This is a genomic window from Tropicimonas sp. S265A (assembly GCF_049800835.1).
GTDB lineage: Bacteria > Pseudomonadota > Alphaproteobacteria > Rhodobacterales > Rhodobacteraceae > Dinoroseobacter.
On sequence record NZ_JBNAFU010000006.1, the window covers coordinates 1 to 24,480 of the forward strand.

General features: G+C 63.3%; 26 protein-coding genes. 18 read left to right on the forward strand and 8 right to left on the reverse strand.

The window, feature by feature from the left end:
* Positions 1–394 precede the first annotated feature (394 nt).
* The 7 genes from paaB to ACP15N_RS14255 all read left to right on the forward strand — a co-directional run bounded on the left by paaB (position 395) and on the right by ACP15N_RS14255 (position 5,862).
* Positions 395–679: a 1,2-phenylacetyl-CoA epoxidase subunit PaaB gene (paaB, locus tag ACP15N_RS14225; protein ID WP_425092982.1), complete on the forward strand. Its 285-nt coding sequence runs from the start codon at positions 395–397 to the stop codon at positions 677–679.
* Positions 679–1,419 carry a 1,2-phenylacetyl-CoA epoxidase subunit PaaC gene (paaC, locus tag ACP15N_RS14230; protein ID WP_425092983.1) on the forward strand — a complete coding sequence of 247 codons (741 nt, stop codon included), beginning with the start codon at positions 679–681 and terminating at the stop codon, positions 1,417–1,419. The genes paaB and paaC overlap by 1 nt, the downstream gene beginning before the upstream one ends.
* Positions 1,413–1,898, forward strand: a complete 486-nt coding sequence (paaD, locus tag ACP15N_RS14235) for a 1,2-phenylacetyl-CoA epoxidase subunit PaaD (RefSeq protein WP_425092984.1) — start codon at positions 1,413–1,415, stop codon at positions 1,896–1,898. Before paaC ends, paaD begins: the two co-directional genes overlap by 7 nt.
* A 7-nt stretch (positions 1,899–1,905) precedes the next feature.
* Positions 1,906–2,952 (forward strand): 2Fe-2S iron-sulfur cluster-binding protein, encoded by a 1,047-nt coding sequence (locus ACP15N_RS14240; protein WP_425092985.1) that lies wholly within the window; start codon positions 1,906–1,908, stop codon positions 2,950–2,952.
* Between the two features lie 75 nt (positions 2,953–3,027).
* The gene (locus tag ACP15N_RS14245; RefSeq protein WP_425092986.1) at positions 3,028–4,497 is read left to right on the forward strand and encodes an AMP nucleosidase; all 1,470 of its coding nucleotides are present in this window, start codon (positions 3,028–3,030) and stop codon (positions 4,495–4,497) included.
* Between the two features lie 132 nt (positions 4,498–4,629).
* A complete protein-coding gene (locus ACP15N_RS14250; RefSeq protein ID WP_425092987.1) occupies positions 4,630–4,920 on the forward strand; it encodes an HU family DNA-binding protein in 291 nt (96 codons plus the stop codon).
* A gap of 66 nt (positions 4,921–4,986) precedes the next feature.
* Positions 4,987–5,862 carry a DMT family transporter gene (locus ACP15N_RS14255; RefSeq protein WP_425092988.1) on the forward strand — a complete coding sequence of 292 codons (876 nt, stop codon included), beginning with the start codon at positions 4,987–4,989 and terminating at the stop codon, positions 5,860–5,862.
* Here ACP15N_RS14255 and ACP15N_RS14260 read toward each other — a convergent pair.
* Genes ACP15N_RS14260 through ACP15N_RS14275 form a run of 4 tightly spaced genes read right to left on the reverse strand, consistent with a single transcriptional unit; the run spans position 5,859 to position 8,348 of the window.
* Complete coding sequence (locus ACP15N_RS14260) at positions 5,859–6,338, reverse strand: DUF6505 family protein (RefSeq protein WP_425092989.1); 480 nt, start codon at positions 6,336–6,338, stop codon at positions 5,859–5,861. The two genes, ACP15N_RS14255 and ACP15N_RS14260, sit on opposite strands and share 4 nt — an antisense overlap.
* Positions 6,335–7,084, reverse strand: a complete 750-nt coding sequence (locus ACP15N_RS14265; RefSeq protein WP_425092990.1) for a DUF4444 domain-containing protein — start codon at positions 7,082–7,084, stop codon at positions 6,335–6,337. Before ACP15N_RS14265 ends, ACP15N_RS14260 begins: the two co-directional genes overlap by 4 nt.
* The gene (locus tag ACP15N_RS14270) at positions 7,081–8,154 is read right to left on the reverse strand and encodes an Mrp/NBP35 family ATP-binding protein (RefSeq protein WP_425092991.1); all 1,074 of its coding nucleotides are present in this window, start codon (positions 8,152–8,154) and stop codon (positions 7,081–7,083) included. Before ACP15N_RS14270 ends, ACP15N_RS14265 begins: the two co-directional genes overlap by 4 nt.
* On the reverse strand, positions 8,151–8,348 hold the full coding sequence (locus tag ACP15N_RS14275) for a DUF6494 family protein (protein ID WP_425092992.1): 198 nt from the start codon (positions 8,346–8,348) through the stop codon (positions 8,151–8,153). The genes ACP15N_RS14270 and ACP15N_RS14275 overlap by 4 nt, the downstream gene beginning before the upstream one ends.
* 88 nt (positions 8,349–8,436) lie before the next feature.
* Here ACP15N_RS14275 and ACP15N_RS14280 point away from each other — a divergent pair, with 88 nt between their 5' ends.
* Entirely contained in the window at positions 8,437–9,201 is a 765-nt protein-coding gene (locus ACP15N_RS14280; protein ID WP_425092993.1) for a hypothetical protein, read from the forward strand.
* Here the strand turns inward: ACP15N_RS14280 and ACP15N_RS14285 are convergent.
* Positions 9,195–11,156 (reverse strand): 4Fe-4S binding protein, encoded by a 1,962-nt coding sequence (locus tag ACP15N_RS14285; RefSeq protein WP_425092994.1) that lies wholly within the window; start codon positions 11,154–11,156, stop codon positions 9,195–9,197. The genes ACP15N_RS14280 and ACP15N_RS14285 overlap by 7 nt on opposite strands.
* A 374-nt stretch (positions 11,157–11,530) precedes the next feature.
* On the opposite strand from ACP15N_RS14285, the gene ACP15N_RS14290 reads away from it, so the two are divergent.
* The 10 genes from ACP15N_RS14290 to ACP15N_RS14335 all read left to right on the forward strand — a co-directional run bounded on the left by ACP15N_RS14290 (position 11,531) and on the right by ACP15N_RS14335 (position 21,155).
* Positions 11,531–12,076: a DUF3305 domain-containing protein gene (locus tag ACP15N_RS14290; RefSeq protein WP_425092995.1), complete on the forward strand. Its 546-nt coding sequence runs from the start codon at positions 11,531–11,533 to the stop codon at positions 12,074–12,076.
* On the forward strand, positions 12,073–12,720 hold the full coding sequence (locus ACP15N_RS14295; RefSeq protein WP_425092996.1) for a DUF3306 domain-containing protein: 648 nt from the start codon (positions 12,073–12,075) through the stop codon (positions 12,718–12,720). The genes ACP15N_RS14290 and ACP15N_RS14295 overlap by 4 nt, the downstream gene beginning before the upstream one ends.
* Positions 12,721–12,749: 29 nt before the next feature.
* Positions 12,750–13,358 (forward strand): TorD/DmsD family molecular chaperone, encoded by a 609-nt coding sequence (locus tag ACP15N_RS14300; protein ID WP_425092997.1) that lies wholly within the window; start codon positions 12,750–12,752, stop codon positions 13,356–13,358.
* A 50-nt stretch (positions 13,359–13,408) separates the two neighbouring features.
* Positions 13,409–13,606 (forward strand): twin-arginine translocation signal domain-containing protein, encoded by a 198-nt coding sequence (locus ACP15N_RS14305; protein ID WP_425092998.1) that lies wholly within the window; start codon positions 13,409–13,411, stop codon positions 13,604–13,606.
* A gap of 148 nt (positions 13,607–13,754) precedes the next feature.
* Complete coding sequence (locus tag ACP15N_RS14310; RefSeq protein ID WP_425092999.1) at positions 13,755–16,649, forward strand: formate dehydrogenase subunit alpha; 2,895 nt, start codon at positions 13,755–13,757, stop codon at positions 16,647–16,649.
* 12 nt (positions 16,650–16,661) lie between these two features.
* Positions 16,662–17,255: a formate dehydrogenase FDH3 subunit beta gene (fdh3B, locus tag ACP15N_RS14315; protein WP_425093000.1), complete on the forward strand. Its 594-nt coding sequence runs from the start codon at positions 16,662–16,664 to the stop codon at positions 17,253–17,255.
* Positions 17,256–17,413: 158 nt separating this feature from the next.
* Complete coding sequence (locus ACP15N_RS14320) at positions 17,414–18,391, forward strand: hypothetical protein (protein ID WP_425093001.1); 978 nt, start codon at positions 17,414–17,416, stop codon at positions 18,389–18,391.
* Between the two features lie 115 nt (positions 18,392–18,506).
* Positions 18,507–19,715, forward strand: coding sequence for a formate dehydrogenase subunit gamma (locus tag ACP15N_RS14325; protein WP_425093002.1), 1,209 nt, complete (start codon positions 18,507–18,509; stop codon positions 19,713–19,715).
* Positions 19,716–19,722: 7 nt separating this feature from the next.
* Positions 19,723–21,030 carry a c-type cytochrome gene (locus ACP15N_RS14330; protein WP_425093003.1) on the forward strand — a complete coding sequence of 436 codons (1,308 nt, stop codon included), beginning with the start codon at positions 19,723–19,725 and terminating at the stop codon, positions 21,028–21,030.
* Positions 21,027–21,155, forward strand: a complete 129-nt coding sequence (locus ACP15N_RS14335; protein WP_425093004.1) for a hypothetical protein — start codon at positions 21,027–21,029, stop codon at positions 21,153–21,155. Before ACP15N_RS14330 ends, ACP15N_RS14335 begins: the two co-directional genes overlap by 4 nt.
* Positions 21,156–21,230: 75 nt before the next feature.
* On the opposite strand, the gene ACP15N_RS14340 is transcribed toward ACP15N_RS14335, so the two are convergent.
* Genes ACP15N_RS14340 through ACP15N_RS14350 form a run of 3 tightly spaced genes read right to left on the reverse strand, consistent with a single transcriptional unit; the run spans position 21,231 to position 24,474 of the window.
* The gene (locus ACP15N_RS14340; RefSeq protein WP_425093005.1) at positions 21,231–23,012 is read right to left on the reverse strand and encodes a bifunctional molybdopterin-guanine dinucleotide biosynthesis adaptor protein MobB/molybdopterin molybdotransferase MoeA; all 1,782 of its coding nucleotides are present in this window, start codon (positions 23,010–23,012) and stop codon (positions 21,231–21,233) included.
* On the reverse strand, positions 23,009–23,635 hold the full coding sequence (gene mobA, locus ACP15N_RS14345) for a molybdenum cofactor guanylyltransferase MobA (protein WP_425093006.1): 627 nt from the start codon (positions 23,633–23,635) through the stop codon (positions 23,009–23,011). Before mobA ends, ACP15N_RS14340 begins: the two co-directional genes overlap by 4 nt.
* Positions 23,632–24,474, reverse strand: coding sequence for a formate dehydrogenase accessory sulfurtransferase FdhD (locus ACP15N_RS14350; RefSeq protein ID WP_425093207.1), 843 nt, complete (start codon positions 24,472–24,474; stop codon positions 23,632–23,634). The genes mobA and ACP15N_RS14350 overlap by 4 nt, the downstream gene beginning before the upstream one ends.
* Positions 24,475–24,480: the final 6 nt, after the last annotated feature.

Sequence of the window (24,480 nt, forward strand, 5' to 3'; positions counted from 1 at the left end):
GCCCATGCGCGAACGCGCGCCGCCCGCACGGCAGCACTGGTGGCTGTGTTTGGTAAGCGTGGGGCGCTGCCCCTCGCGCTCCCCGAGGTATTTGGGCACAAAAGAAGGGACAGGGCATGGTTCAGGCAATGCGGAGTGCGATCCCGCTGTTGGAGGTGGCAGCGTCCGGTCCCAACCGCGAAGCCTGCGCCGGACCCGGGATTGTTTGGGGTGCGACCTTGGCTGACGATCGCCTTGGCGGCGCGCACCTTTGGTGCGCCCGGCACGGAGATCTCTTGCGAGGACCGCGAATGGCACGGATGCCAGAGGACGCGCCGCCTGTCGGCCGAGATGTTTCCACCGCGCACCGGGGCGGCCAAAGCGTCGGCCCGGGGGCGGACAGAGGAGCGGCTTAATGGCCGGGGATACGCCACTTTGGGAGGTTTTTATCCGTCCTCGCAACGGGCTCGCGCACAAGCATGTCGGGTCTTTGCATGCCGCCGATGAGGTGCTGGCCTTGCAGGCGGCACGCGATGTCTATACGCGCCGCGGGGAAGGCACGTCCATCTGGGTCGTACCTTCCGAGGCGATCACGGCCTCTGACCCGAACGCAGCGGAAGAGATGTTCGATCCGGCGGCGGACAAGGTTTATCGCCACCCGAGTTTCTACGACATACCCGACGACGTGGGGCACATGTGATGGTCCATCTTGCGCTGATCGAGTTGGCAGACGATCACCTGATTCTCGGGCACAGGTTGTCGGAATGGTGTGGCCACGCGCCGATGCTGGAAGAGGACCTCGCGCTGCCGAACATGGCGCTGGATCTGATCGGCACGGCGCGTACGCTCTACTCCCATGCGGCCGTGCTCGAAGGGGCAGGGCGGAGTGAGGATGATCTGGCGTTTCTGCGGGTGGAGCGGGAATATCGCAACCTGCTGCTGGTAGAGCGTCCCAACGGGGATTTCGCCCAGACGATGCTTCGGCAGCTCTACTTCGCGGCATTCATGGCTCCGTACTGGCACGCGGCACTGGACAGCCGTGATGACATTGTGCGCGGTGTTGCAGGGAAAGCCGCCAAAGAAATGGCTTACCATATCCGCCATGCGGGTGAATGGGTGATCCGCCTCGGCGATGGGACCGAGGAAAGTGCTTCGCGGATGGCCTTCGCGGTGGAGGAATTGCACCGTTTCACCGAAGAGTTGTTCGAGACATCCGACGTTGGCGGCGCTGCCCACCACGAGGGCGTTCTTCCGGACCGATCGGCTTTGCGCCCTGCATGGGCTGCGACCATTGCAGAAGTGTTCGACCAGTCCGGGCTGCAAGTTCCTGAGGTTTTTGCCCAGACCGGTGGACGCGTGGGTCTGCACGGGGAATGTCTTGGGCATCTTCTGGCGGAGATGCAGTACATGCAGCGCGTGTATCCGGGGGCGCAATGGTAGTGGTGTTGGATCAGGCCAGGGCGTGGGCCGCGGCAGCCGCGGTTCCCGACCCGGAGGTCCCCTGCGTGACCGTCGCTGAGCTGGGCATTTTGCGATGGGTTGAGCTGCGCGATGGAGTGGCAGTTGCGGGGGTGTCGCCGACCTACTCCGGGTGTCCGGCCGTTCTGGCGATCGAGCTGGCGATCGAAGCCGCCTTGCGGGAGGCCGGGTTCGAGGCGGAGGTGCAGCGCGTTCTAGCCCCGCCATGGACGACGGACTGGATCACCGAGACGGGTCGCGAAAAGCTTCGGAAATATGGAATTGCGCCCCCCGAAGGCACAGCTGGCAAGGGCGCACTTTTCGCCGATCCCATTGTGCCGTGTCCCCGCTGCGGCGCGCGTCAGACGGAAAAGATCAGCGCGTTCGGGTCGACAGCTTGCAAAGCACAGTACCGGTGCATGACCTGTGCCGAACCATTCGATTACTTCAAATGCATCTGAGGCACTTGTGTTCCATCCGTTGACCATATCGGAGGTGCGGGCAGAAGGGACCGAGGCGGTGGCCCTTACCTTCGACGTGCCGGAGAGTCTAACCCGGGCGTTTGCCTTTCAACCCGGGCAATTCCTGACACTGCGCGCCGAAATCGGTGGCGCTGACCTACGGCGCAGCTACTCGATCGCTGCCGCGCCGGGTGCGGGTTTGACTGTTGGCGTACGCCATGTCCTGGGCGGTGCCTTTTCAAGCTTCGCGCAGGGTTTGAAAGCGGGCGATACGCTCCAGGTAATGCCGCCGGAAGGGCGGTTTGTCTGGAACGGAGCACAGAATGTCCTGTTGATCGCGGCGGGCTCAGGCGTCACTCCCATGGTGTCGATTGCCGAGGCGGCCCTGGCGGACGGGGCCGAAGTCGCACTGGTCTATGGCAACCGCCGGACCGATACGATCATGTTTCGCAGCGCGCTCGAAGCGCTCAAGGACAAACATCTCGACCGTTTAAGCCTGATCCATGTCCTGAGCAGGGAACCTCAGGATGTGGCGCTGTTTTCCGGTCGCATCACATCTGACAGGATCCTGGCCCTTACCGACGCCGGGCTGATCGCGCCGTCCGACGCGGACGCGATCTATATTTGCGGCCCGCAAGCGATGACCGCGGGCGTGGAGAGCGCCTTGACCCGGCTGGACGTGCCAGAGGAGCGGATCAGGACCGAACTTTTCACGACGATGGACGGGTTTGTCTTGCCAACACCATCCGTCACGCGGGCCAGCGCGGAGGGCGACGTGCCCATCACCCTGAAACTGGACGGCGCCGAGCGGCAGATCACCATGACGCCGGAGGACGTATCCGTTCTTGCGGCTGCGGCGCGGGCGGGGCTGGAACTGCCGTATTCTTGCCGGGGGGGAATGTGTTGCACCTGCCGGTGCCGCGTGACCGAGGGCAGTACCGACATGGCCGCGAACTACTCGCTGGAGCCTTGGGAGCTTGAGGCCGGGTTCACGCTTGCCTGCCAGGCCCGGCCGACATCGGCAACGCTTGCGCTGGATTTCGACGCAGTTTGACCGACCGGCCAGTTTCGGGTTGCGAAGCCTGTCGTGCTGGCCTCATCCTGCACCCACCGGAACACGGAGCACGCCATGACCAGCCTGATCGAAACGCCGTCCTCTGCAGACCTGCAGAGCTTCGACGACGCTGAGGCAGCGGTCGCACAGCTTCAGAACCTCTATACCGAAGCAACGACATTCCTGAGCGACCGGTTCTCCGAGGCCGTAAAGGGGGGCGTGCCGGATCGCCGCTACAGGGCGTTCTACCCCGAGATCCGCGTCACAACGACTTCGTTTGGCCAGATCGACAGCCGTTTGTCTTTTGGCCATGTGGCGGAACCGGGCCGGTATTCGACCACCGTGACACGCCCGGATCTGTTCGCGAACTACCTGCGTCAGCAGATCGATCTGCTGATCAAGAACCACGGGATCACGGTAGAGGTTGGCCCTTCGACGACGCCGATCCCCTTGCATTTCGCGATGGGGGTCGGGGCCGAGGTGGCCGTGCCGCAAGAAGGTGTGCTGAGCTTCACCTTGCGGGACGTGTTCGATGTGCCAGACCTCTCCACAACCAACGACGCCATCGTCAATGGCTATGAGTTCGTACACGAGGACGGGTCCGGCCCCCTTGCTCCGTTCACCGCGCAGCGCATCGACTACTCACTGGCCCGCTTGCAGCACTATACCGCCACGGCGGCCGAGCACTTCCAGAACTACGTGCTGTTCACGAATTACCAGTTTTACGTCGACGAGTTCATCGCCTTCGCCCGCGCGGCTCTGGCCGATCCCGACAGCGGCTACACATCCTTCGTCGCCCCGGGCAATCAGGTGATCACCGACCCTGATGGCGTGATCGAGACGTTGCCGAAACCGCCACAGATGCCGACCTATCATCTGACCTGCGCAAAGGGTGCCGGGATCACCCTCGTCAATATCGGGGTGGGGCCGTCGAACGCGAAAACCGCCACGGACCATATTGCCGTGTTGCGCCCGCACGCCTGGTTGATGCTGGGACACTGTGCGGGTTTGCGAAACACGCAGAGTCTTGGGGATTTCGTTCTGGCACATGCCTATCTGCGCGAGGATCACGTGCTGGATGACGACCTGCCGATCTGGGTGCCGATCCCGGCGTTGGCGGAGATTCAGATCGCGCTGGAACACGCGGTCGAAGAGGTCAGCGAACTGACGGGTTACGATCTGAAACGGATCATGCGCACAGGCACGGTGGCTACCATCGACAACCGCAACTGGGAGTTGCGCGACCAGTCCGGCCCGGTGCAGCGGCTGAGCCAATCGCGCGCCATCGCCCTCGATATGGAAAGCGCCACGATCGCGGCAAATGGGTTCAGGTTTCGGGTCCCCTACGGAACGCTCTTGTGCGTTTCGGACAAGCCGCTCCATGGGGAGTTGAAGCTGCCGGGCATGGCCAGTGCGTTTTATACAACGCAGGTGCAACGCCATTTGAAAATCGGTATCCGCGCCATGGAGTCCCTACGTGAAACGCCGCTGGAGCGCATTCATTCCCGAAAACTGCGCAGCTTCACCGAGACCGCGTTCCTTTGACCTAGGGTAAAGCGCCAGAAACCGCGTTTTTCAGTGATTTTCGGCGAATCCGCTCTTGTTTCGCCTGCGAATCGCTTGTTTAGCTATGGCACCAGCTTCTGGATAAGAAGAATACGCTACAGGGAGAGACAGATGGCGCAGAAACCGCTCACAAAAACGCAACTCGTGGCTGCATTGGCCGAGGGTGCAGACATGGACAAGAAATCCGCAGGTGCGGCTCTTGATGCATTGATCAAGATCATCACGGATGAGGTGTCCGGCGGCGGCGCAGTCACCCTGCCCGGGATCGGCAAAGTCTATTGCCGCGAGCGCCCTGAGCGTATGGTCCGCAACCCAGCAACGGGTGAGCAGATCAAGAAAGACGCCGACAAGGTGGTCAAGGTGACCATCGCAAAGGCACTGAAAGACAGCGTCAACGGCTGATCCAGCCCGCATCACATGACGATCAAGGGGCCGCCATCGCGCGGCCCGTTTTTTTGGAAGACCGCGATGGACCTGCGTGCAATCGGAATGGGGTTTGCCTTTGCCCTTATGTGGTCGAGCGCGTTTACATCGGCTCGAATTATCGTGGCGGCCGCCCCCCCTCTGACCACGCTGTCGCTGCGGTTCTTCGCCTCCGGTCTGTTGGCGGTGCTGATTGCCCGCATGCTTGGCCAGAGCTTTCGCCTGACCCCGGCGCAATGGCGCGCGACCATCCTGTTCGGCATCTGCCAGAACGCGCTGTACCTCGGCATGAACTTCGTCGCGATGCAGACGGTGGAGGCGTCTCTGGCCGCGATCATCGCCTCCACGATGCCGTTGGTGGTGGGGTTGGTCGGCTGGCTGGTTCTCCGCGAACGGATCGGCTGGATGGGGCAGGCCGGTCTGATCCTGGGCGTCATCGGCGTTGTGATCATCATGGGCGCACGCCTGCAAGCCGGGGTCGACATCTGGGGTGTGGTGTTGTGCGTGATCGGGGTGCTGGCACTGGGCTTCGCCACGCTCGCCTTGCGCAGCGCCTCGTCCGGCGGAAACCTGATGGCCGTCGTCGGCTTGCAGATGCTGATCGGCGGGGCAGTTCTTGCCGTATTCGGTGCGCCGTTCGAGGCTTGGGAGGTTACCTGGAGTTGGCAACTGATCGCGGCGTTCACCTATACCACCCTCGTCCCCGGTTTGGCGGCGACGTTTGTGTGGTTCCTGTTGGTGGAGCGGATCGGCGCAGTTCGTGCGGCGACCTTTCACTTCCTCAACCCGGTCTTCGGCGTGGCTATCGCAGCGGCACTTCTGGGTGAAAGCCTGAGCCTGCGCGACGTGGTCGGGGTGGTCGTTGTGACGGTAGCAATCCTGCTGGTACAGCTCGCACGTGGGGATGCGAAACAGACCTAGTCGTCGAGCGATCCATGAATGGCAAACTGCTCAAGCCCGGCAGCCTCGGCCTGAATGGAGCGATAGCTTTCTCGCACGCCGGATTCCGTCAGTTCGCGCGCCACGGTCAGCAATGTGTTGGGGTCATGATCCTCGCACAACTCCACCATCTGCGCGATCTCGTCCTTGGCAACACCCATTGCCGCTTCGACCGACGGGGCTCCGTAGAGGTCCACGAAATGCCGGGCAAGAGCTTGTTCCAGCCATGTGATTTCGGCGGGTTCCACCTGCGTTACAGCCACAAATGTCACGCGGCCGAAGGTTTCCATCCCGAGCCACCCATTTGCGAAAGCCTGCCGCGCCTTTCCTTCCAGATCCGCTTCTGCCCAGTTGGAAAACTCGAACCCGCCCGAGATGCACCACTCGCCCGTGCGCGCAGGGCTGTGGAAGATGCGCGTGTCGCTCTCGTCAAAATGAATGGCACGGGCAAGTTTCATCTTTCGTTTCCTTTCTCAAGTAGCTTGCGCAGGGGCAGGACATGTGTGTCCTCCCCCTGCCGCAGCAGCATCCCGAAATGCTCGTCCACGCCCATGAACGTGCCCTTGTATCCCGTGCCCCCCAGCGTGAAATCCACGTCCTCTCCGACGCTGCGAGCCAGCCCGCGCCACTCGGTATGCAAGGCGCGGGGGCCCTCGGACTCGAGCCGGCTGATCCAGACAAGCGTATGGCGGACCCACGCCTCCAGCAGGTGGATCGTGTCCACCTCTGCGCAGCCTTCCTCGAAAAGACAGGTGTCCTCGGGCGTCAGACCGGGTGTGTCAGGATCGGGTGGCATGACCGGCAGCGTCAGACCGACCACGATCCAGTCTGGCTCTGCCGTGCCGTCGGATGTCGACGCGGCAACGCTCAACTGCCCGCAGCGCGCGCCGTTGACATAGATTTGACCGTCCCAGCTCAGGTGTACGCCAACCTCGGGCGGGGCAAGTGCGCCGAGCGCGTTCTGAAACCCGACGCCGCAGGCCTTGAACACCGGCATTGCCTCGTCCAGCGGTTGCTCGGGGGCGAAGACGATCGCCGCTTTCATGTCGGTCGCCGCAGGGGCGTAGACCACAAGCCCGGCATCGCACCCCAGCGCGGCTTCCGCGCAGGCCTTTGTGAACGGATCGATACCCGCCGAAACTTCCAGCCCGGAAAAAAGGGGCGGAAAGTGCGGCTCGGTGGGCTTGAGTTCCAGATCGCTCATGCGTTGCCGTCGACGATCAACTGTTTGGCGACCTTGCGGAAGGCCTCGGCCTGCGGTGATTGCGGCTGGCTGACCACCACCGGCGCCCCGCCATCGGCAGCCTGGCGGATCGCGATGTTCAGCGGGATTTCGGCCATGACCGGAACGCCGAGCTTTGCGGCTTCGGCCTTCACACCGCCATTGCCGAACACATGCTCCTCATGCCCGCAATTCGAACAGACATGGGTGGACATGTTTTCGATCATCCCGAGGATCGGTGTGCCAAGCTTGTTGAACATGTCGATCCCCTTGCGCGCATCCAGAAGCGCGATGTCCTGCGGGGTCGATACGATCACCGCGCCGGTCACATCGGCTTTCTGCGCAAGCGTCATCTGCACATCTCCGGTGCCGGGCGGCAGGTCGACCAGCAGGATATCGAGCGCGCCCCACTGCACCTGGTTCAGCATCTGCTGCAAGGCCCCCATCAACATCGGTCCACGCCAGACAACCGCTTCGTTCTCACCGGTCATCAGGCCAAGCGACATCATCGTGACGCCGTGGTTGCGCATCGGCAGGATGGTCTTGCCATCCGGGCTGGCCGGACGGCCCGAAATGCCCAGCATCCGCGGTTGGCTGGGGCCGTAGACATCCGCATCCAGCAGGCCCACGCGGCGGCCCTCTGCGGCCAGGGCGCAGGCGAGGTTTGCCGTGACGGTGGATTTGCCGACGCCACCCTTGCCCGAGGCGATTGCGACGATCCGATCAATGCCGGGGATCTTCTGCGGGCCCTTTGGCTCTGCCGCCTTCGCCTTGCCGGATTTCAGATCCGGTGGTGCCGCCGGAGAGGAGTGCGCGGTCAGCACGGCGGAGACCGACGCGACGCCCTCAAGCGCCTTCAATCTGGCTTCGGCCTCGGCCCGCGCGGGTTCGATCTGCTTGGCCCGGGTCGGGTCGACCTCGATCACGAAGCGCACCGCCCCGTCGTCGACTGTCAATGCGCGCACCATTCCCGACGAAACCAGATCGCCACCGCCTGTTGGATCCTGAACCTGTTTCAGGGTTTCCAGTACGTCCTCACGGGTCACGCTCATGCGGCCGGACCTTTGATCTTGCCGGTCACGACATGCTCCAGATCAAGGCCGTCAATGGTCAGCACGACCTTGGCCTCATAGGTTTTGCCCGTACCGCCATCTGCCCCGCGGATCGCGTCCTCGATCGCCTGTTGGGAGGTCACGCCGACCTGCTTGAGGAACTTCCGCATGCTCATGTTGAACTCGTCGCTCATCCGATTACCCCTTCTTTTCCACCCGTTGACGGGTCTTTGATCTGACGTTTAGTCTTGAGGCCCGCATCCCCGGAACGGGAGGTCCCCGATGCCCATATCCCGCTTGCGCAAGGTCCTTGCCACTATTGGTCTGAGTTGTGTGCTCGCGCAACCACTGGCCGCAGAGGACAAGGCGTTCACGTTGCAAGTCGCGCCCGACCTGATGGAGAGCGGACTCGTAAACTACATTGTGCCGCGTTTTTCGATGAAAACCGGTATTCGTGTGACGGTGGAGCCGCTGGATGCGGCACCGGGCAGCGCCGCGCAGTTCGGCCCGGATGTCGGGGCTCCCGTGATTGCCCGAGCCGGAACGGATTACGGGATTGCCGTGCCCGAAAACGACGCCGGGGCGGTGCGGTTCGAAGCGTGGCTGCGGGGGGAGGTCGGACAAAGAACCATGGCGGCTTTCGCTCCGGAAACAGGGGCGTCTTTTGAGCCGGTCACGGACCGGCCTGAGCCGGAGCCGGACCTCGACATGTCCGTCGATGTCAGCCGCGGGATTGAACTGTCTCTTGCCCATTGCGGGCGCTGCCACGTAATCGGCCCACAGAACAGGATGAACGGGATCGACAGCACGCCCTCGTTTGGCGTGTTGCGCACACTCTCGGACTGGCAGCGGCGGTTCGAAACGTTCTACTTGCTGAACCCGCACCCCGCCTTTACCCAGATCACGGAGGTGACCGAGGCGTTCCCCTTGAACCGCCCGTCGCCCATCGTTCCGGTGGAAATCACGTTGGAGGATCTGGACGAGATCCTTGCCTTCGTGGCCCGGATGGAACCGGCAGAGTTGGGCGCGCCGATCCGGCATCAGTGATCCTTGCGGTCGCTGTAGTAATCGTCGGTCGTGCGCACGCGCGGGCGCTCACCGCCTTCAAACGGATTGTTGGTGCTGTGGTACTGCGCCTGCACCCTGCAATTGTCGCACATACGGATCATCCGGCCCTGATCGGATGATGCGAACATCGGGTGTTTGCCCTCAAGCTGCGCGACGATCCTGTCGATGGTTGATTTCACGCCGAACAGTGCGCCGCACTCGATGCAGGCGGCGGGTTCTTCCTCGTTCTTGACGACTTCCTGCAACGCACTGTCAGCAAGGTTGAACTGCGGCACCAGTTCGATTGCATTCTCGGGGCAGATATTCGCGCAAAGACCGCATTGCAGGCAGGCGGCTTCCTGGAAGTTCAGTTGTGGTTTGTCTTCGGTGTCGGTCAGCGCGCCAGACGGGCACAGCGAGACGCAGGACAGGCACAGGGTGCAGCTGTCCTGATTGACCAGCACCGCGCCATAAGGGGACCCCGCAGGCAGTGGGAGGGTTTCGTCGGACCCGGGCCGCAGGGCCTGCGCGGCCAGTCGCGTGATCTGGCGCCGGTCCCCCATCGGCAACACGGGGGCGGCACCATTTGGCACAGGTACAGCCTCGTAGAAGGCTTCGGACATCGCATCCGGATCAGCTACATCCAGAAGCGCCATGCGCGGCGTATCACTCAGGGCGTTTGCAAGGTTGGTCTCCCGCTCCAGCGCCTCGCGCTCAGTCGTGGGCGACAGCAACACGGTCACGCCCGCGAACCCGGAGGCCAGCGCGCCCAGTGTTTCCGCATGCCCGAAGCCCGACACTTTTTCGAGGGCAAGGGGGATAATGTGGGCGGGCAGGCCCCGCCCGAACCGGGCGGCAAGACGGATCATCTCTGCCCCGTGCGTGTCGTCGTGCACCAGCAGGACGGGGTCCGTTCCACCGGCTTTTGCGTACGTCCCGGCGAGTGTCTGCACCCGCTGCATAAGGAACGGCACGGGCGGGTCCTGCGCGGTGATCGCGCCGGACGGGCACAAAGCGGCACAAGCCCCGCACCCTGCGCACACCATCGGGTCGATCGCCACGTGGTCCCCATTGGGCGTGATCGCGCCCGTGGGGCAGATGTCCAGACAGTTTGTACAGGCGGTCTGCTCGGCCCTCGAATGGGCGCACAGGTGTTCTGCCAACCCCACATAAAGCGGCTTTTCAAATGTGCCGATCAGATGACTGGCCGCCATGACGCTGGCCGCAACGGCGGCGGGGCTGCCGGGATCGGCGCGCAGATAGCCTTCGCGTTTTTCGGGGGCCGGGAACAGAGGCGTGCCACCGCGCAGATCGAGGATCAGGTCACAGGTGGACTGCGCGCCATCGCGCGGCTCGCTCAGTGTCAGGGCACCACGCCCACCGGGCCGTACTTGTTGCAACTGATCAATCCGCAGGGAAAACCCCCCAAGCGCCCCTGCTGCCGATTTGAGCTGCCCGACGATCACGTCGTAGCGCCGTGTCAGCGGCAACTCGACCGCCGGGTCCGTGACCAGCACGGTGACGCTCAGGTGATCCGCCACCTGTTCGGCAGCGGCAAATGCGGTCTCTTGCGCGCCAAGGATCAGGCACATGCCTTCGCTGATAACATCGACCGCCGGGGTCAACGGCGCCTCAAGGATAGCTTCGGCGGCAAGGGCGGCCATTTTCGGGCCGGCGTCCGCACCCTCGTCCGACCAGCCAGCCCGATCGCGCAGATCGACAAGCGCGGGTGCCTCCATGCCCAGTTCAGCGGCAATCTCGGTGAACAGTTCGGCTTCCTGTGTGCAGGCCACGAGCGCATCGCCAGAGTTGATCTCTGCCGCAAGCTGCTCTGTCTGGTGCATACACAGGCCCGTGTAAACCTTGGAGCAAGCCAACCCGGTTGCGTCTGCAACCATTTCTGCGTTCACGGTCTGGCTGCCAAGGCAGTCACACAAAACCAGTTTTTTGGTCATTCCATCCCCCTCGGGCCGGTCGTTCTGGCGTACAGGCGTACCGGCGCGTGGCACGGTAGCCACGATTTTCGCATGGGGTAAAGCCGTTTCACGTATCTGCGAATCGGCTTCTGCGCCGCAGCAGGGTTTGCCGCATTGCAGAAGCGATTCCTTAAACAGGTATACACAACTCAGCTTTTATCTGCAAAACCAGAACATTGGCCGTATACAGCGGTCGACAATTCGCAGCTGCGACGCCAAGTGCTTGATCACGGTCAAATTTTTGCTTTGCGATTGGGTGTGTTTCAGGCCAGTCTGGGACACGCGGGCTGCATGATCAGACCAATACAGCTCGAATCGGAGGGAAGATTCTGCCTACGAACGACAGATGCACGGTGATCCCGGTGGGCGTCGTTGTGCGCCGTGTGCCGGGTGTTACGCGCTGGGCGAAATGGTCATGGCGAGCAGTTGCTGTCTTGCCGGGCGCACCGGACGCTGACTGGGTCGAGCTGCGCCGCGAAGGCGACAGTGTCGAGTATCACGCGGCGACTGTCCCCATGGAATTGTGGCGCACGGATACGGACGCGTACCAGACAGCGCTCAACACCGACCAGCCATCGGTCTATATCGTGATGCGAGAAACCCCCGAAGCAGAAGAGGGGCAGCAACTGGCCGTTCATCTTGTCACGGCGTCGCCCTACGATGCACAGGATTACACTGACAGTGGCGAAGAGATCGTGGAGAGGGTGCCGATGCCCCCGCAACTGATCGCGTTTCTGCGTGACTTTATAGCAGAGCACCACGAGGACGAAGTTTTCGTGAAACGTCGGCGCGACAAGCACCGCATGGACCGCGTCGAAGACGGAAAGGGCGATGCGCGCATCTCGCAGATGTCCGACGTATTCCGGGCTCCTCGCCGCAAGGCCGGAGGGCTGCATTGACCGAGACCCGCTCAGATTTCTGGTCCCGTCGCAAGGCTCGGGTCGAGCAGGAGGTCGAAGACGACCGCCGCGCGGACGAGGCCGCGGCACGCGCAGCGCGCGAGGCCGAACTCGAAGAGAAGTCAGATGCGGAAATCCTCGCCGATCTTGACCTGCCCGATCCGGACACGCTGGAAAAAGGTGACGACTTCTCGGTATTCATGAAGCAGGTCGTGCCCGAACGTATTCGGCGCCGCGCGCTGCGCAAGCTGTGGCTGTCCAACCCCGTGCTCGCCAACCTCGATGCGCTGGTCGAGTACGGCGAGGATTATACGGACGCGGCAACCGTGGTGGAGAACTTGTCCACGACCTATCAGGTCGGCAAGGGCATGCTGGCCCATGTGCAGGAAATGGAGCGTCAGGCTGCCGCCAAGGAGGCTGCGGCCATTGCGCCCTCAGATGAGCCTGAGGCCGAAACCGAAGAATCCCAAGAACCCAAAGAAACGCTGACCGAACAGGTCGTTGACGCCGATCTGGACACGGATGAAGATGCTGCACCCGCGACTTTGGTCGCAGTTGATGAAACACCCATTAGCGCCGAAACCTGTGAGGATGGGTCATCTTTGATGGCCCGGCGTCGCATGCGCTTTGATTTCACGTCCTGATGGACAGGCGTGAGCAGGAGAGGACCGACATGACCGCAACGGCTGAAAATATCCAGATCGCCGAGGAGGACGCTCTGCGCGCCGATCTGTATGATTTTCTCGGCGTACTGCTCGCGCACCCGCCGTCCGCCGATCTGCTGAAGCAGGCAGAGGGTCTTACCGGTGATGACAGTGACCTCGGGCAAGCCATTCAGGCACTCTCCCGGATCGCCAAAGCCACCAATGCTCGCAGCGTCGAGTCGGAGTTCAACACGCTTTTCATCGGTCTGGGACGTGGGGAGCTTTTGCCCTACGCCAGCTACTACCTTACCGGGTTTTTGAACGAGAAACCCCTGGCCACGCTGCGGTCCGATATGGCGCGGCTCGCGATCACCCGGGCGCAGAACGTCTACGAGCCCGAAGACAATATCGCCAGCCTGATGGAGATGATGGCCGGCATGATCCGGGGGCGGTTTGGCAAGCCTGCGGACATCGCGCAGCAAAAAGAGTTTTTCAACAAGCACATCGGCCTCTGGGCCGGACATTTCTTTGCCGACCTCGAGGCGGCGAAGAACTCGGTGTTCTATGCGGCTGTCGGGGCGACCGGCAAGGCCTTCATGGAGATCGAGAGTCACGCGTTCCGGATGACAACGGAATAGGACCGGAGCAAGGCCGGGCGTCAGCCGGCTAGGACACACGGAGGAGACACATGAGCAAAGCCCCAAAAACTGGCGAAGCCGCCAGCCGCCGCGATTTTCTGAAATTCGCGTCGACATCGGTGCCAGCCGCAGCAGCCGCGGTCGCGCTTTCGCCCGATGCGGCCGAAGCCGCTACGGAGACAGCCGCAGGCGAAGGCCTGCGCGATACAGCGCACACCCGCGCGTATTTCGACAGCGCCCGCTTCTAGGCGCCCCATGACCGCCGTCGCCCGGGCCCCCGGACGCTGGCATGATCCGTTTCAGGCGACTGGTTGCGTGACGCCCGACTGTCTGAAGCCAACATGAGACCAAGCACGCCCACACGCAGACCGTGTGACGCACGCAAGGAGAACGCAAATGCTCAGGAAAAAGACCAACGGGGTTGCGCGACGCCCCCAGCGGACGACCCTCCTGTCCAATATCGCCGAGAAGACCGTCGACAGACGCAGCTTCCTGCGCACATCCGGACTGGCCATCGGTGGCCTGGCCGCGATCGGCGCGACCGGCGGGACAGTAACAAAGGCCAACGCAGCGACCGCCGCTGACGGGGCCGTAACGACCGTGAAATCAGTTTGCACCCACTGCTCGGTCGGGTGCACCGTCATTGCCGAAGTGCAGAATGGCGTCTGGACGGGCCAGGAACCCGGCTGGGACAGCCCGTTCAACCTCGGCGCGCACTGCGCCAAAGGCGCGGCCGTTCGCGAGCACGCCCATGGCGAGCGCCGCCTCAAGTATCCGATGAAAAAGGAGAACGGGGAATGGAAGCGCATCAGCTGGGAACAGGCGATCAACGAGATCGGCGACGGCATGATGAACATCCGCGAAGAGAGCGGACCTGACAGCGTCTACTGGCTCGGCTCGGCCAAGCACAACAACGAACAGGCCTACCTGTTCCGCAAGTTCGCTGCCTACTGGGGCACGAACAACGTGGATCACCAGGCCCGCATCTGTCACTCCACGACCGTTGCCGGTGTTGCGAATACATGGGGCTACGGCGCCATGACCAACTCCTACAATGACATCCACAACTCCAAGGCCATCTTCATCATCGGCGGCAACCCTGCCGAGGCGCACCCCGTCTCGCTGCTGCACGTTCTGAAGGCCAAGGAAGAGAACAACGCACCGCTGATCGTGTGCGACCCGCGCTTCACGCGCACGGCCGCGCATGCTGACGAGTATGTGCGCATGCGTCCGGGCTCGGACGTGGCCCTGGTCTGGGGTATCCTCTACCACATCTTCGAGAACGGCTGGGAGGACAAGGAGTTCATCCGCACCCGTGTGTGGGGCATGGACCAGATCAAGGAAGAAGTGGCCAAATGGACCCCGGAAGAGGTCGAGCGTGTCACCGACGTGCCGGGCAGCCAGCTGCGCCGGGTCGCCAAGACGCTCGCGAACAGCCGTCCGGGCACCGTGATCTGGTGTATGGGCGGAACGCAGCACACCACGGGCAACAACAACACCCGCGCCTACTGCATCCTTCAGCTTGCGCTGGGGAACATGGGCACCTCCGGTGGCGGTACCAACATCTTCCGCGGCCACGACAACGTGCAAGGCGCTACCGACCTTGGCGTTCTGTCCCACACACTGCCGGGCTACTACGGCCTGTCGGCAGGCGCTTGGGGCCACTGGAGCCGGGTCTGGGGTGAAGACCTCGACTGGCTGAAGGGTCAGTTCCAGACCGTTCAGGGCGCGGATGGCAAGGACAAGAACCTGATGAACCTGACGGGCATTCCGGTGTCCCGCTGGATCGACGGTATTCTTGAAGATGCCGAGAACATGGACCAGCCGAACAACGTGCGCGCGATGGTTCTGTGGGGTCACGCCCCGAACTCTCAGACCCGCATGAAGGAAATGAAGACGGCGATGGAAAAGCTCGACATGCTTGTCGTGATTGATCCCTTCCCGACTGTTTCCGCGGTGCTGCATGATCGGACCGATGGCGTTTACCTGCTGCCGGCGGCGACCCAGTTCGAGACGTATGGCTCGGTCACGGCGTCCAACCGCTCGATCCAGTGGCGCGACAAGATCATGGACCCGCTCTTTGAGTCCAAGACCGACCACGAGATCATCGGTCTGTTCGCCAACAAGTTCGGCTTTGCCGACCGGTTCTTCCGCAACATCGATATGGACGACGAGAACACGCCGAACATCGAAAGTGTCACGCGGGAGTTCAACTCCGGCATGTGGACGGTGGGGTACACCGGCCAGTCGCCAGAGCGGATCAAGCTGCACATGGCCAACCAGCACACGTTCGACAGAACCACGCTGAAGGCTCTGGGCGGACCCGCAGACGGCGATTACTACGGGATGCCGTGGCCGTGCTGGGGCACGCCCGAGATGAAGCACCCGGGTACGCCGAACCTCTATGACATGTCCAAGCCGGTGGCTGAGGGCGGTCTGACATTCCGGGCCCGTTTCGGCGTGGAACGGGACGGTGACAACCTGCTGGCCGAAGGCGTCTACTCGGTGGGATCGGAAATCCAGGACGGATATCCCGAATTCACCATGCAGATGCTGATGGATCTCGGCTGGGACGGTGACCTGACCGCGGACGAGAAAGCCGCGATCGATGCGGTCGCCGGTCCGAAGACCAACTGGAAGACCGACCTCTCGGGCGGCATCCAGCGGGTCGCCATCGAGCATGGCTGCGCGCCCTTCGGGAACGCCAAGGCCCGCGCGGTGGTCTGGACCTTCCCGGATCCGGTACCGGTGCACCGGGAGCCGCTGTATTCCAGCCGGCGCGATCTCGTGGCCGACTATCCGACCTACGAGGACCGGAAGTTCTATCGTCTTCCCACGATGTACGCATCGATCCAGAAGAACGATTACTCCAAGGACTATCCGATCATCCTCACCTCCGGTCGTCTGGTCGAATACGAAGGCGGCGGGGACGAGACCCGGTCGAACCCCTGGCTTGCCGAGCTTCAGCAGGACATGTTCGTCGAGATCAACCCGCGTGACGCCAACAACCTCGGGGTTCGTGACGGCGCGCAGGTCTGGGTCGAAGGCCCCGAAGGCGGCAAGGTCAAGGTCATGGCCATGGTCACCGAACGGGTCGGTGCGGGCGTTGCCTTCATGCCGTTCCACTTCGGTGGGCATTTCGAGGGTGACGATCTGCGGTCCAAGTACCCCGAAGGTGCGGATCCGTATGTGCTGGGTGAATCCACCAACACGGCACAGACCTACGGCTATGACTCAGTAACCCAGATGCAAGAGACGAAAGCCACGCTCTGCAAAATCTGGGCAGCGTAAGGAGAGAGAAGAATGGCTAGAGCTAAGTTCCTCTGTGACGCCGAGCGCTGCATCGAATGCAATGCCTGTGTCACGGCGTGCAAGAACGAGCATGAGGTGCCGTGGGGCATCAACCGCCGCCGGGTCGTTACCATCAATGATGGCAGCCCCGGGGAACGGTCGATCTCCGTCGCCTGTATGCACTGTTCTGATGCGCCTTGTATGGCAGTGTGCCCCGTGGACTGCTTCTACCAGACCGACGACGGTGTGGTGCTGCACTCCAAGGACCTCTGCATCGGGTGTGGTTACTGCTTCTACGCGTGCCCCTTCGGCGCGCCGCAGTTCCCGCAGGCCGGCAACTTCGGTAGCCGCGGCAAGATGGACAAGTGTACCTTCTGCGCCGGTGGCCCCGAAGAAACCCACTCCACTGCGGAGTTCGCCAAATACGGACGCAACCGGGTCGCGGAAGGCAAACTGCCGATCTGCGCCGAGATGTGCTCCACCAAGGCGCTTCTGGCAGGTGACGGCGACGTCGTCTCGGGCATCTACCGCGAACGCGTGGTGGCCCGCGGCTTCGGCTCCGGAGCATGGGGCTGGGGTACGGCCTATGACCAGAAAGACGGCTGATCCAGCCTGAGAGAAACGAGAAACGCCTCGGAGCAATCCGGGGCGTTTTTCTGTTTGCATACAGCATGTTGATAGACGCCGGGAAATACGTCAGTGTTTGTTAATACAAGATCTTCAGTGTCCCCGAATCCAGTATGTGAAGTCAGATCAAACCGCACATGACAGATCCCGCGCGCCCGTTTGCCGGGCCCGATCCCAAGTTTCTTGCCATCATGGCGTGGAATCAACGCTGGACGGAACGGCAAAAAAGCTGTGCGCTGGCGGAACAGGCCAAGGCGCTCAGCTCCACCGATGGACAGCAGGACCGCGCCACCATTGCAAGCGCGTTGCGCACCCTTGCGTGGCAGGCGAAGTGGCGGGGGGATTTCGACACGACAGCGCAACTGTGCATGCGCGGAAAGCGCTACGCGTCCCGCACGTCCTCCCCATACATTCTCGCAGACCTCTATTCGCTGCTCGGGGTCGTGCATTACTCGGCAGGGCGCCGGGACATCGCCTCCAACATGGTCAAACGGGGGTTCGAGTTGCTCGACGCTGGCGCACCTCCGGAGACCCGGGTTGACCTGCTTGTCACACGCTCGACCGTCTTGCGCTACCGTGGGCGCCTGTCTGAGGCGCGCGGGGCACTGGCCAGCGCGCGCGATCTTGCCGAAGGGATCGAATCTGCGCGCGTCGAACACAACTACGCGCGCATGCTCAACCACGAGGGCGCTCATGCCGAGGCGGCCATGCTGGGTGAAAAGGCCCTGGCCGTTGCAGAGTCCGCGCAGGCGGCCGTGCTTCTACCCTATATCTACGAAGTTCTTGGGACATCGTTGATCGCGCTCGATAGCTTGGAGCGCGCGGTGGTCATCCTCGAAAAAGGGCTGGATGTGGCAAGGGCTGGTCATGACTTGCGCGCGCAGTGTCAGATCCTGAACCAGTACGGCATCGCGGCAAAGAAGCTCGGCGATATCGATGCGGCCACCAAAGCGCTCAGCGACGGTATCGGGCTGGCGACCGAAATGGGCTACAGCCTCTGGAAGCGGGCTTTCGCGGTCGCGCTTGGTGAATTGTATGAAACGCAAGGGGCCTACCGCGACGCCGCGGAGGCATACAAGACCGCCTTGGAATTGCAGGAAAACATCCGCGATTGAAACCATGGTCGCGCTTGCCCGTGGGCCTGTTTTCTGTTGGTATGCGACGAGACGAAAAGCTTACTCTAGAGGGCAGCTTATGCCCCGCCCACCAGACAACAGAGGGAGGACACCCATGCTTCGTAGTCTCTTGGCGTTGATTGTGACCCTGACCATGGCCAGCGGCGCCTTTGCGCAGGACGCGCCGGCGGCAGCAGAGCCGGACCGCGCCGCGACGGGCGGGGCACCAACCCTTGAGGACATTCTCGCGCGTCAGCGCGGCGAGGATGTGGATTTCTCCTATCGTCTCGACAGTTCCGGAACCGCTTCGGCCGGAATCTCCGAGCAACTCGGCACGCTCGGCGGCGCCTCGGACAGCGATGTGTACCTCGCACTGCGCTACGGCACGGCGGACGTCACCGTGTCTTCACGCGCCCCGGCGGCCGGTGTTCTGATCCAGGATCGCGGCATGTGGTGGTACCAGTTCCGCGAAGGCCCGCTTCTGACTTACGGCGGCTGGCTGCTGCTTGGCACGCTTGGCCTACTGGCGCTGTTCTACCTGATCCGGGGCAAGATACGGATCGATGGGGAAAGAACCGGCCGCACGATCGAACGGTTCGATGCTCTCGAACGTTTCAGCCACTGGCTGCTGGCGGGCTCTTTCATCGTTTTGGGGATCACCGGCCTGATCTCGCTTTTCGGGCGGCTCTACATCATCCCGATCGTGGGCAGAGACAGCTTCTCAACGGTCGCTCTGGCCAGCAAATGGGTGCACAACAACATCTCCTGGGCGTTCATGCTGGCGGTTGTCATGGTCACCCTGCTCTGGATCCGTCACAACATCCCAAACAAGACCGATCTTGTCTGGCTCTCCAAGGGCGGTGGCATTTTCAAAAAGGGCGTGCACCCGCCTGCCAAGAAGTTCAATGCCGGTCAGAAGGTGATCTTCTGGTCCGTGGTGTTGCTGGGTGGATCGATCTCGGTCTCCGGTCTGTCTCTGCTTTTCCCGTTCGAATTGCCGATGTTCGCCGCCACGTTCGAGAAACTCAACGCGACCGGCATCCCGCAGATGATCGGCCTCGGCGTCTTGCCGGAGCAAATGGCCCCGCACGAAGAGATGCAGTACGCGCAGCTTTGGCATTCCATCGTCGCATTCATCATGATGGCGATCATCATTGCGCATATCTACATCGGCTCGGTCGGGATGGAGGGGGCCTATGACGCAATGGGCTCCGGACAGGTCGAAGAACAGTGGGCGAAGGAACACCACTCGCTGTGGGTCGAGGAGGTTCAGGCCAAGCAGGCCTCTCCGAAGGGTGGCGGTGCCGCAACCCCGGCAGAGTAGACCTGACATGACAATGCGGGCGATCTTCGCCGCGGTTCTGATCGCCTTGCCGGGGGGCACTTCGGCAGGCGATTTCTTCACGCTCAAGGGCCATGGCGGCCCGATCATGAGCGTGTCGGTCGCGCCTTCCGGCCAGATTGCGACCGCCAGTTTCGACAACTCCGTCGGGCTTTGGAACGACGGCGCGCCAAAATGGCTCGAAGGGCACGAGGCAGCGGTCAAATCCGTGCTGTTTCTAGATGATACCGCGCTGGTGTCGGCGGGCGATGACTTCGCGCTTTGGCTCTGGGATGCGCGCACGGGACAGGGCCGCGAACTCGGTCGCCACAAGGGGCAGGTGATCGGGTTGGCTGCTTCGCCCGGCGGAGACCTCGTGGCGACCGCCAGTTGGGACGGCACGATCGGCCTTTGGCCGCTCGATGGCGGCTCTGCCCGGTTTCTTGAGGGGCATGATGCCGGGGTCAACGATGTGGTTTTTGTCGAGGGGGGCGCTGCGCTCTTGTCGGCCTCCAGTGATGGAACCATCCGGCGTTGGGAGATATCGGATGCGCCAACGTCGCGCGTGATCCTCAAGCACGGGTTTGGCGTGAACCGTCTGATTGCGGACGAAGACGCAGGCTGGCTGGCCTACGGATCTGTGGATGGGGTGACGCGGATCGTGGATCTGGACACGCAGACCGAGGTGATCGACCTGACCCTCGGCCGCCGTCCGATCCTCGCATTGGCCCGTGCGCCGCGCGGGGATTTGCTGGCGACCGGAGATGGCGAAGGGTATATCACCGTCTTCAACACCGCCGACTGGTCCGTCGCCACAGACTTCCGCGCCACCACGCGGGGTCCGATCTGGGCGCTGGCGTTTTCGCTCGACGGGGGCAACATCCATGCGGGCGGTTTGGACGAGGCGATGTATTCCTGGCCATCGGACCGCGCGTCCGACAGCCCGCAGATGGACGTGGAGGGCAAGCCGTTCCTCCAAGGCACCCAGACCGCCAGCAACGGCGAGCGGCAGTTCAAGCGAAAATGCGCAATCTGCCATACGCTTACGCCCGATGGACAACGGCGGGCAGGGCCATCCCTGCATGCCGTGTTCGGCCGCCCTGCCGGAGCCGTGCCGGGCTATGCGTATTCCGACGCGCTGACGGACACGGACATCATTTGGGATGACACGACCATCGACAAGCTTTTCGATCTGGGACCGGATATCTATACACCGGGGTCGAAGATGCCAATGCAACGCATAACCGAGCCGCAGGACAGGCGCGACCTGATCGCGTATCTGCGGGTGCAAACGGATCCAGAGGGAGGGGAGCAATGAAACCAATCATGCTGGCAATGGTGGCCATGTGCGTCATCAGCGTGGGGGCGTATGTCGTGCTGGGCGAGGTCGGTGTGACCACCGAGAGCCAGGGGACAAGTTCGTCAAACGTGCGTCTGGATTGACAGGGGCCTGTGACCTGCGGCGCACAGGGCCCTCGACGAGGATTTTTTCGGATTTGAATGGGTGTCCGCCGCGCGTCAGCTCGAGAAGAGCGCGCTGTAAGGCAGGAACCGCACGGGGGTGCCGGGCGAGACATCGACCGCGTGGTCCGGCAGTTCTACAAGCCCGTCGGCCCAACTCAGACCGCTGATCCGGCCCGAGCCTTCGGACTTGAACACCTCGGCCCTGCCATCTTCGGTCAGGCGCGCGCGCAGGTATTCCCTTCGGCCCGGCTTCTTCGACTTCGCGAAAGCGGCGGGCACTTGTGTCGCATGCGGTCTGAGCCAGGTGCCACCGCCGAGCACGGACAGCGCCGGGCGCGCGAAGATCAGCGCGCAGACGAGGGCGGCAACCGGATTGCCCGGCAGGCCGAAAATCGGGACGCCCTGCCACTGGCCAAGCGCCAGTGGGCGCCCGGGCTTCAGCGCGATCCGCCATGCCGCCATCGCGCCCTCGTCGCGCAGGATAGCGGACATGTGGTCCTCGTCCCCGGCCGACGCGCCGCCGGACGTCAAGATCACATCCACCTCGTCCGCCGCGCGGTCGAGAATCTTGCGCAGGGTATCGCGGTCATCGGGCGCATGGCCCAGGTCAACCGGCGTTGCGTGCCAGCCAGCCGCCAGTGCCAGGAGCATTGGTCGGTTCGCGTCATAGGTGCGGGCAGGGTCCAGCGTGCTGCCGGGTGCGGCGAGTTCGTCCCCGGTGGAGAGTATGCCGACACGCAGGCGGCGCCAGACGGGGACCGACGCCAGACCCGTAGCCGCCAACAGCGCGAGGTCCGGCGCGCGCAGCCGGTGCCCGGCCGGCAAAAGGGGCGCGCCGGCATCCACGTCTTCGCCCGCGCGGCGCGTGTTGGCCCCGGCTTTCAGGCCGGCCTCGAACGCGATGTGGCCGTCCTTGGCGGTCACGTCTTCCTCAAGGATCACGGTGTCCACGCCCGGCGGCAGAGGCGCGCCGGTCAGGATACGCAGGGCGCTCCCCGGCGCCAGCACGCCGCCATAGGGCCCGCCGGCAGCCGCGCGCCCGTCCGCAAGGGGCAGAACCTGCGCGCCTGTGCTCAAGCTGTCGTGGGTGAACCCGTACCCATCCACGGCAGAGTTTGCGCAGGGCGGATTGGCCCGCACGGCTTGCACGTCCGACGCCAGTATGCGCCCGAGCGCGTCATGGGCCGGAAGCGTTTCCTGTCCGACCACCGGGGACAGCGTCTGCCGCAACCGATCCAACGCCACATCCACCGGAGTCCAGTCGACGCCGGGGGGCAGCGCAAAGCAATCGTTCTTGAGGCGTTGTGGCGGGGCAATCTCGGGCAGCGGTGGTGGGGTCTGTGCGAGCCCCGTCTCACGCAGGATGAAGTCTGCTATCTCGGCCGTATCGTCGAGGTTCAGAACCGGCACGGTCAGGCCCTCGGGCACTGAATTGCTGGCAACGGCGCGCACGGACGCGTCCTGTCTGGCCAGCAGGTCACGGCCGGTTTCCACGCGGTGCGCTTCGACCTTGGGGTGGTTGTGCCGCTTGTAGCCTTCGATAAGGATCAGATCTACGGGGCTCATCTTCGGCAGCAGAACATCGATCTCGGCTTCGGGCGCGTCGCGCAACTCGTGCATCATTGCCCACCGCTTGCGCGAGGCGAGCACCACCTCCACCGCGCCGGCCTGCCGGTGGCGGTGGCTGTCCTTGCCCGGCTGGTCCACATCGACGTTGTGGTGTGCATGCTTGACGGTCGACACCCGCAAGCCCCGGCCCGAGATCTCGGCCACAAGCCGTTCCATCAGCCCGGTCTTGCCCGAGTTCTTCCAGCCCACGACGCCGAAAACCTTCATGCTTGTGCTTTCTCCAGTCGGGCGCGAGCCGCGGTCAGATCGTCCGGCGTGTTCACATTGAAAAACGGGTCGGGGCCGGGCTCTTCGAACAACGCCGTGGCGCACCCGTGCCGGTCGGTCCAAAGCACGACCTTGCGGAGACCGCCCCCGAGTGCCGCGCGCAAGTCGTCTCGCAACGCCACCGGCCAAAGTCCAAAGGTCGGGTGGCGCCCAAGCCCGCTCTTGCGCCCGGCATCGGGGGAGGCGGCCAGTGCGATGGGCTGCCCGGTCTGGACGCGTGCGGCCTGTAACCGTGCCACAAGATCCGTTGGGAAAAACGGGGTGTCGGCGGCGACTGTCACGATTGCCTCCGCTCCCTGCCCGGCGGCCCAGTCTAGCCCGGCCAAAACTCCGGCCAGGGGGCCCGCGAACCCCTCTATGGTGTCCGGCAACACCGGAAGCCCCCAATCCGCGAAGCGGGCGGGGTCGCCATTCGCGTTCAAGGCCACGGGATTGGCCTGCGGGGCCAGTCGGTCGATCACATGGCCAAGGATCGGTTTGCCGCCCAGATCGCGCAAGCCCTTGTCGCCGCCACCCATGCGCGTGGCCAGGCCTCCGGCCAGAATGACGCCCGGCAGTGTCACGCGCGTGCGCTCTTGCGCCGGTGGCGTGGGTCTTCGTCTGCGGCAGCGTTCACATCGGCGTCCCAGATCAGGCGGTCCGCGCCTGAAAGACACGTGAACCGCTTGCCCCGCATCCGTCCGATCAGCGTCAGATCGATCTGCTGGGCGATCTCCACCCCCCAAGCGGTAAAGCCCGAGCGGGAGGCGAGGATCGGAATGCCCATCAAGGCCGTCTTGATCACCATTTCGGAGGTCAGCCGCCCGGTCGTGTAGAGGATCTTGTCCGCGCCCGACACCCCCTCGGCCCGCATCCAACCCGCGATCTTGTCCACTGCGTTATGGCGTCCGACATCCTCCATGTAGACCAGCGGCTGGTCGCCCTTGCACAGCACCGTTCCGTGGATCGCGCCGGCCTCAAGGTACAGCGACGGGGTCTGGTTGATCTTCGCCGACAGCGTGTAGAGCCACGAGGTCCGCAAGGTCGCGTCCGGCAGGGTCAGCCCCTCCAGACCTTCCATGATGTCGCCGAACACGGTGCCGACGGCACAGCCGGAGGTGCGCGTCTTTTTCGAAAGCTTTTCTTCGTAGTTGGTTTCTGTTTCGGTGCGGATGATGACGACGTCCAGATCCTCGTCATACTCGATCCCGGTCACGGTCTCGTCGTCCGACAGCATGCCCTGATTGCGCAGGAACCCAAGCGCCAGATACTCGGGGTAATCCCCGATGGTCATGGCAGTCACGATTTCCCGGCTGTTGAGGAAGATCGTCAACGGGCGCTCCTCGACCACGTTCACCTGACCCGTCGCGCCGGTTTGGTCCAGCCCCTCCACCGCGCGGGTCAGCCCGGCGCGCGCTGGCATCGGTGC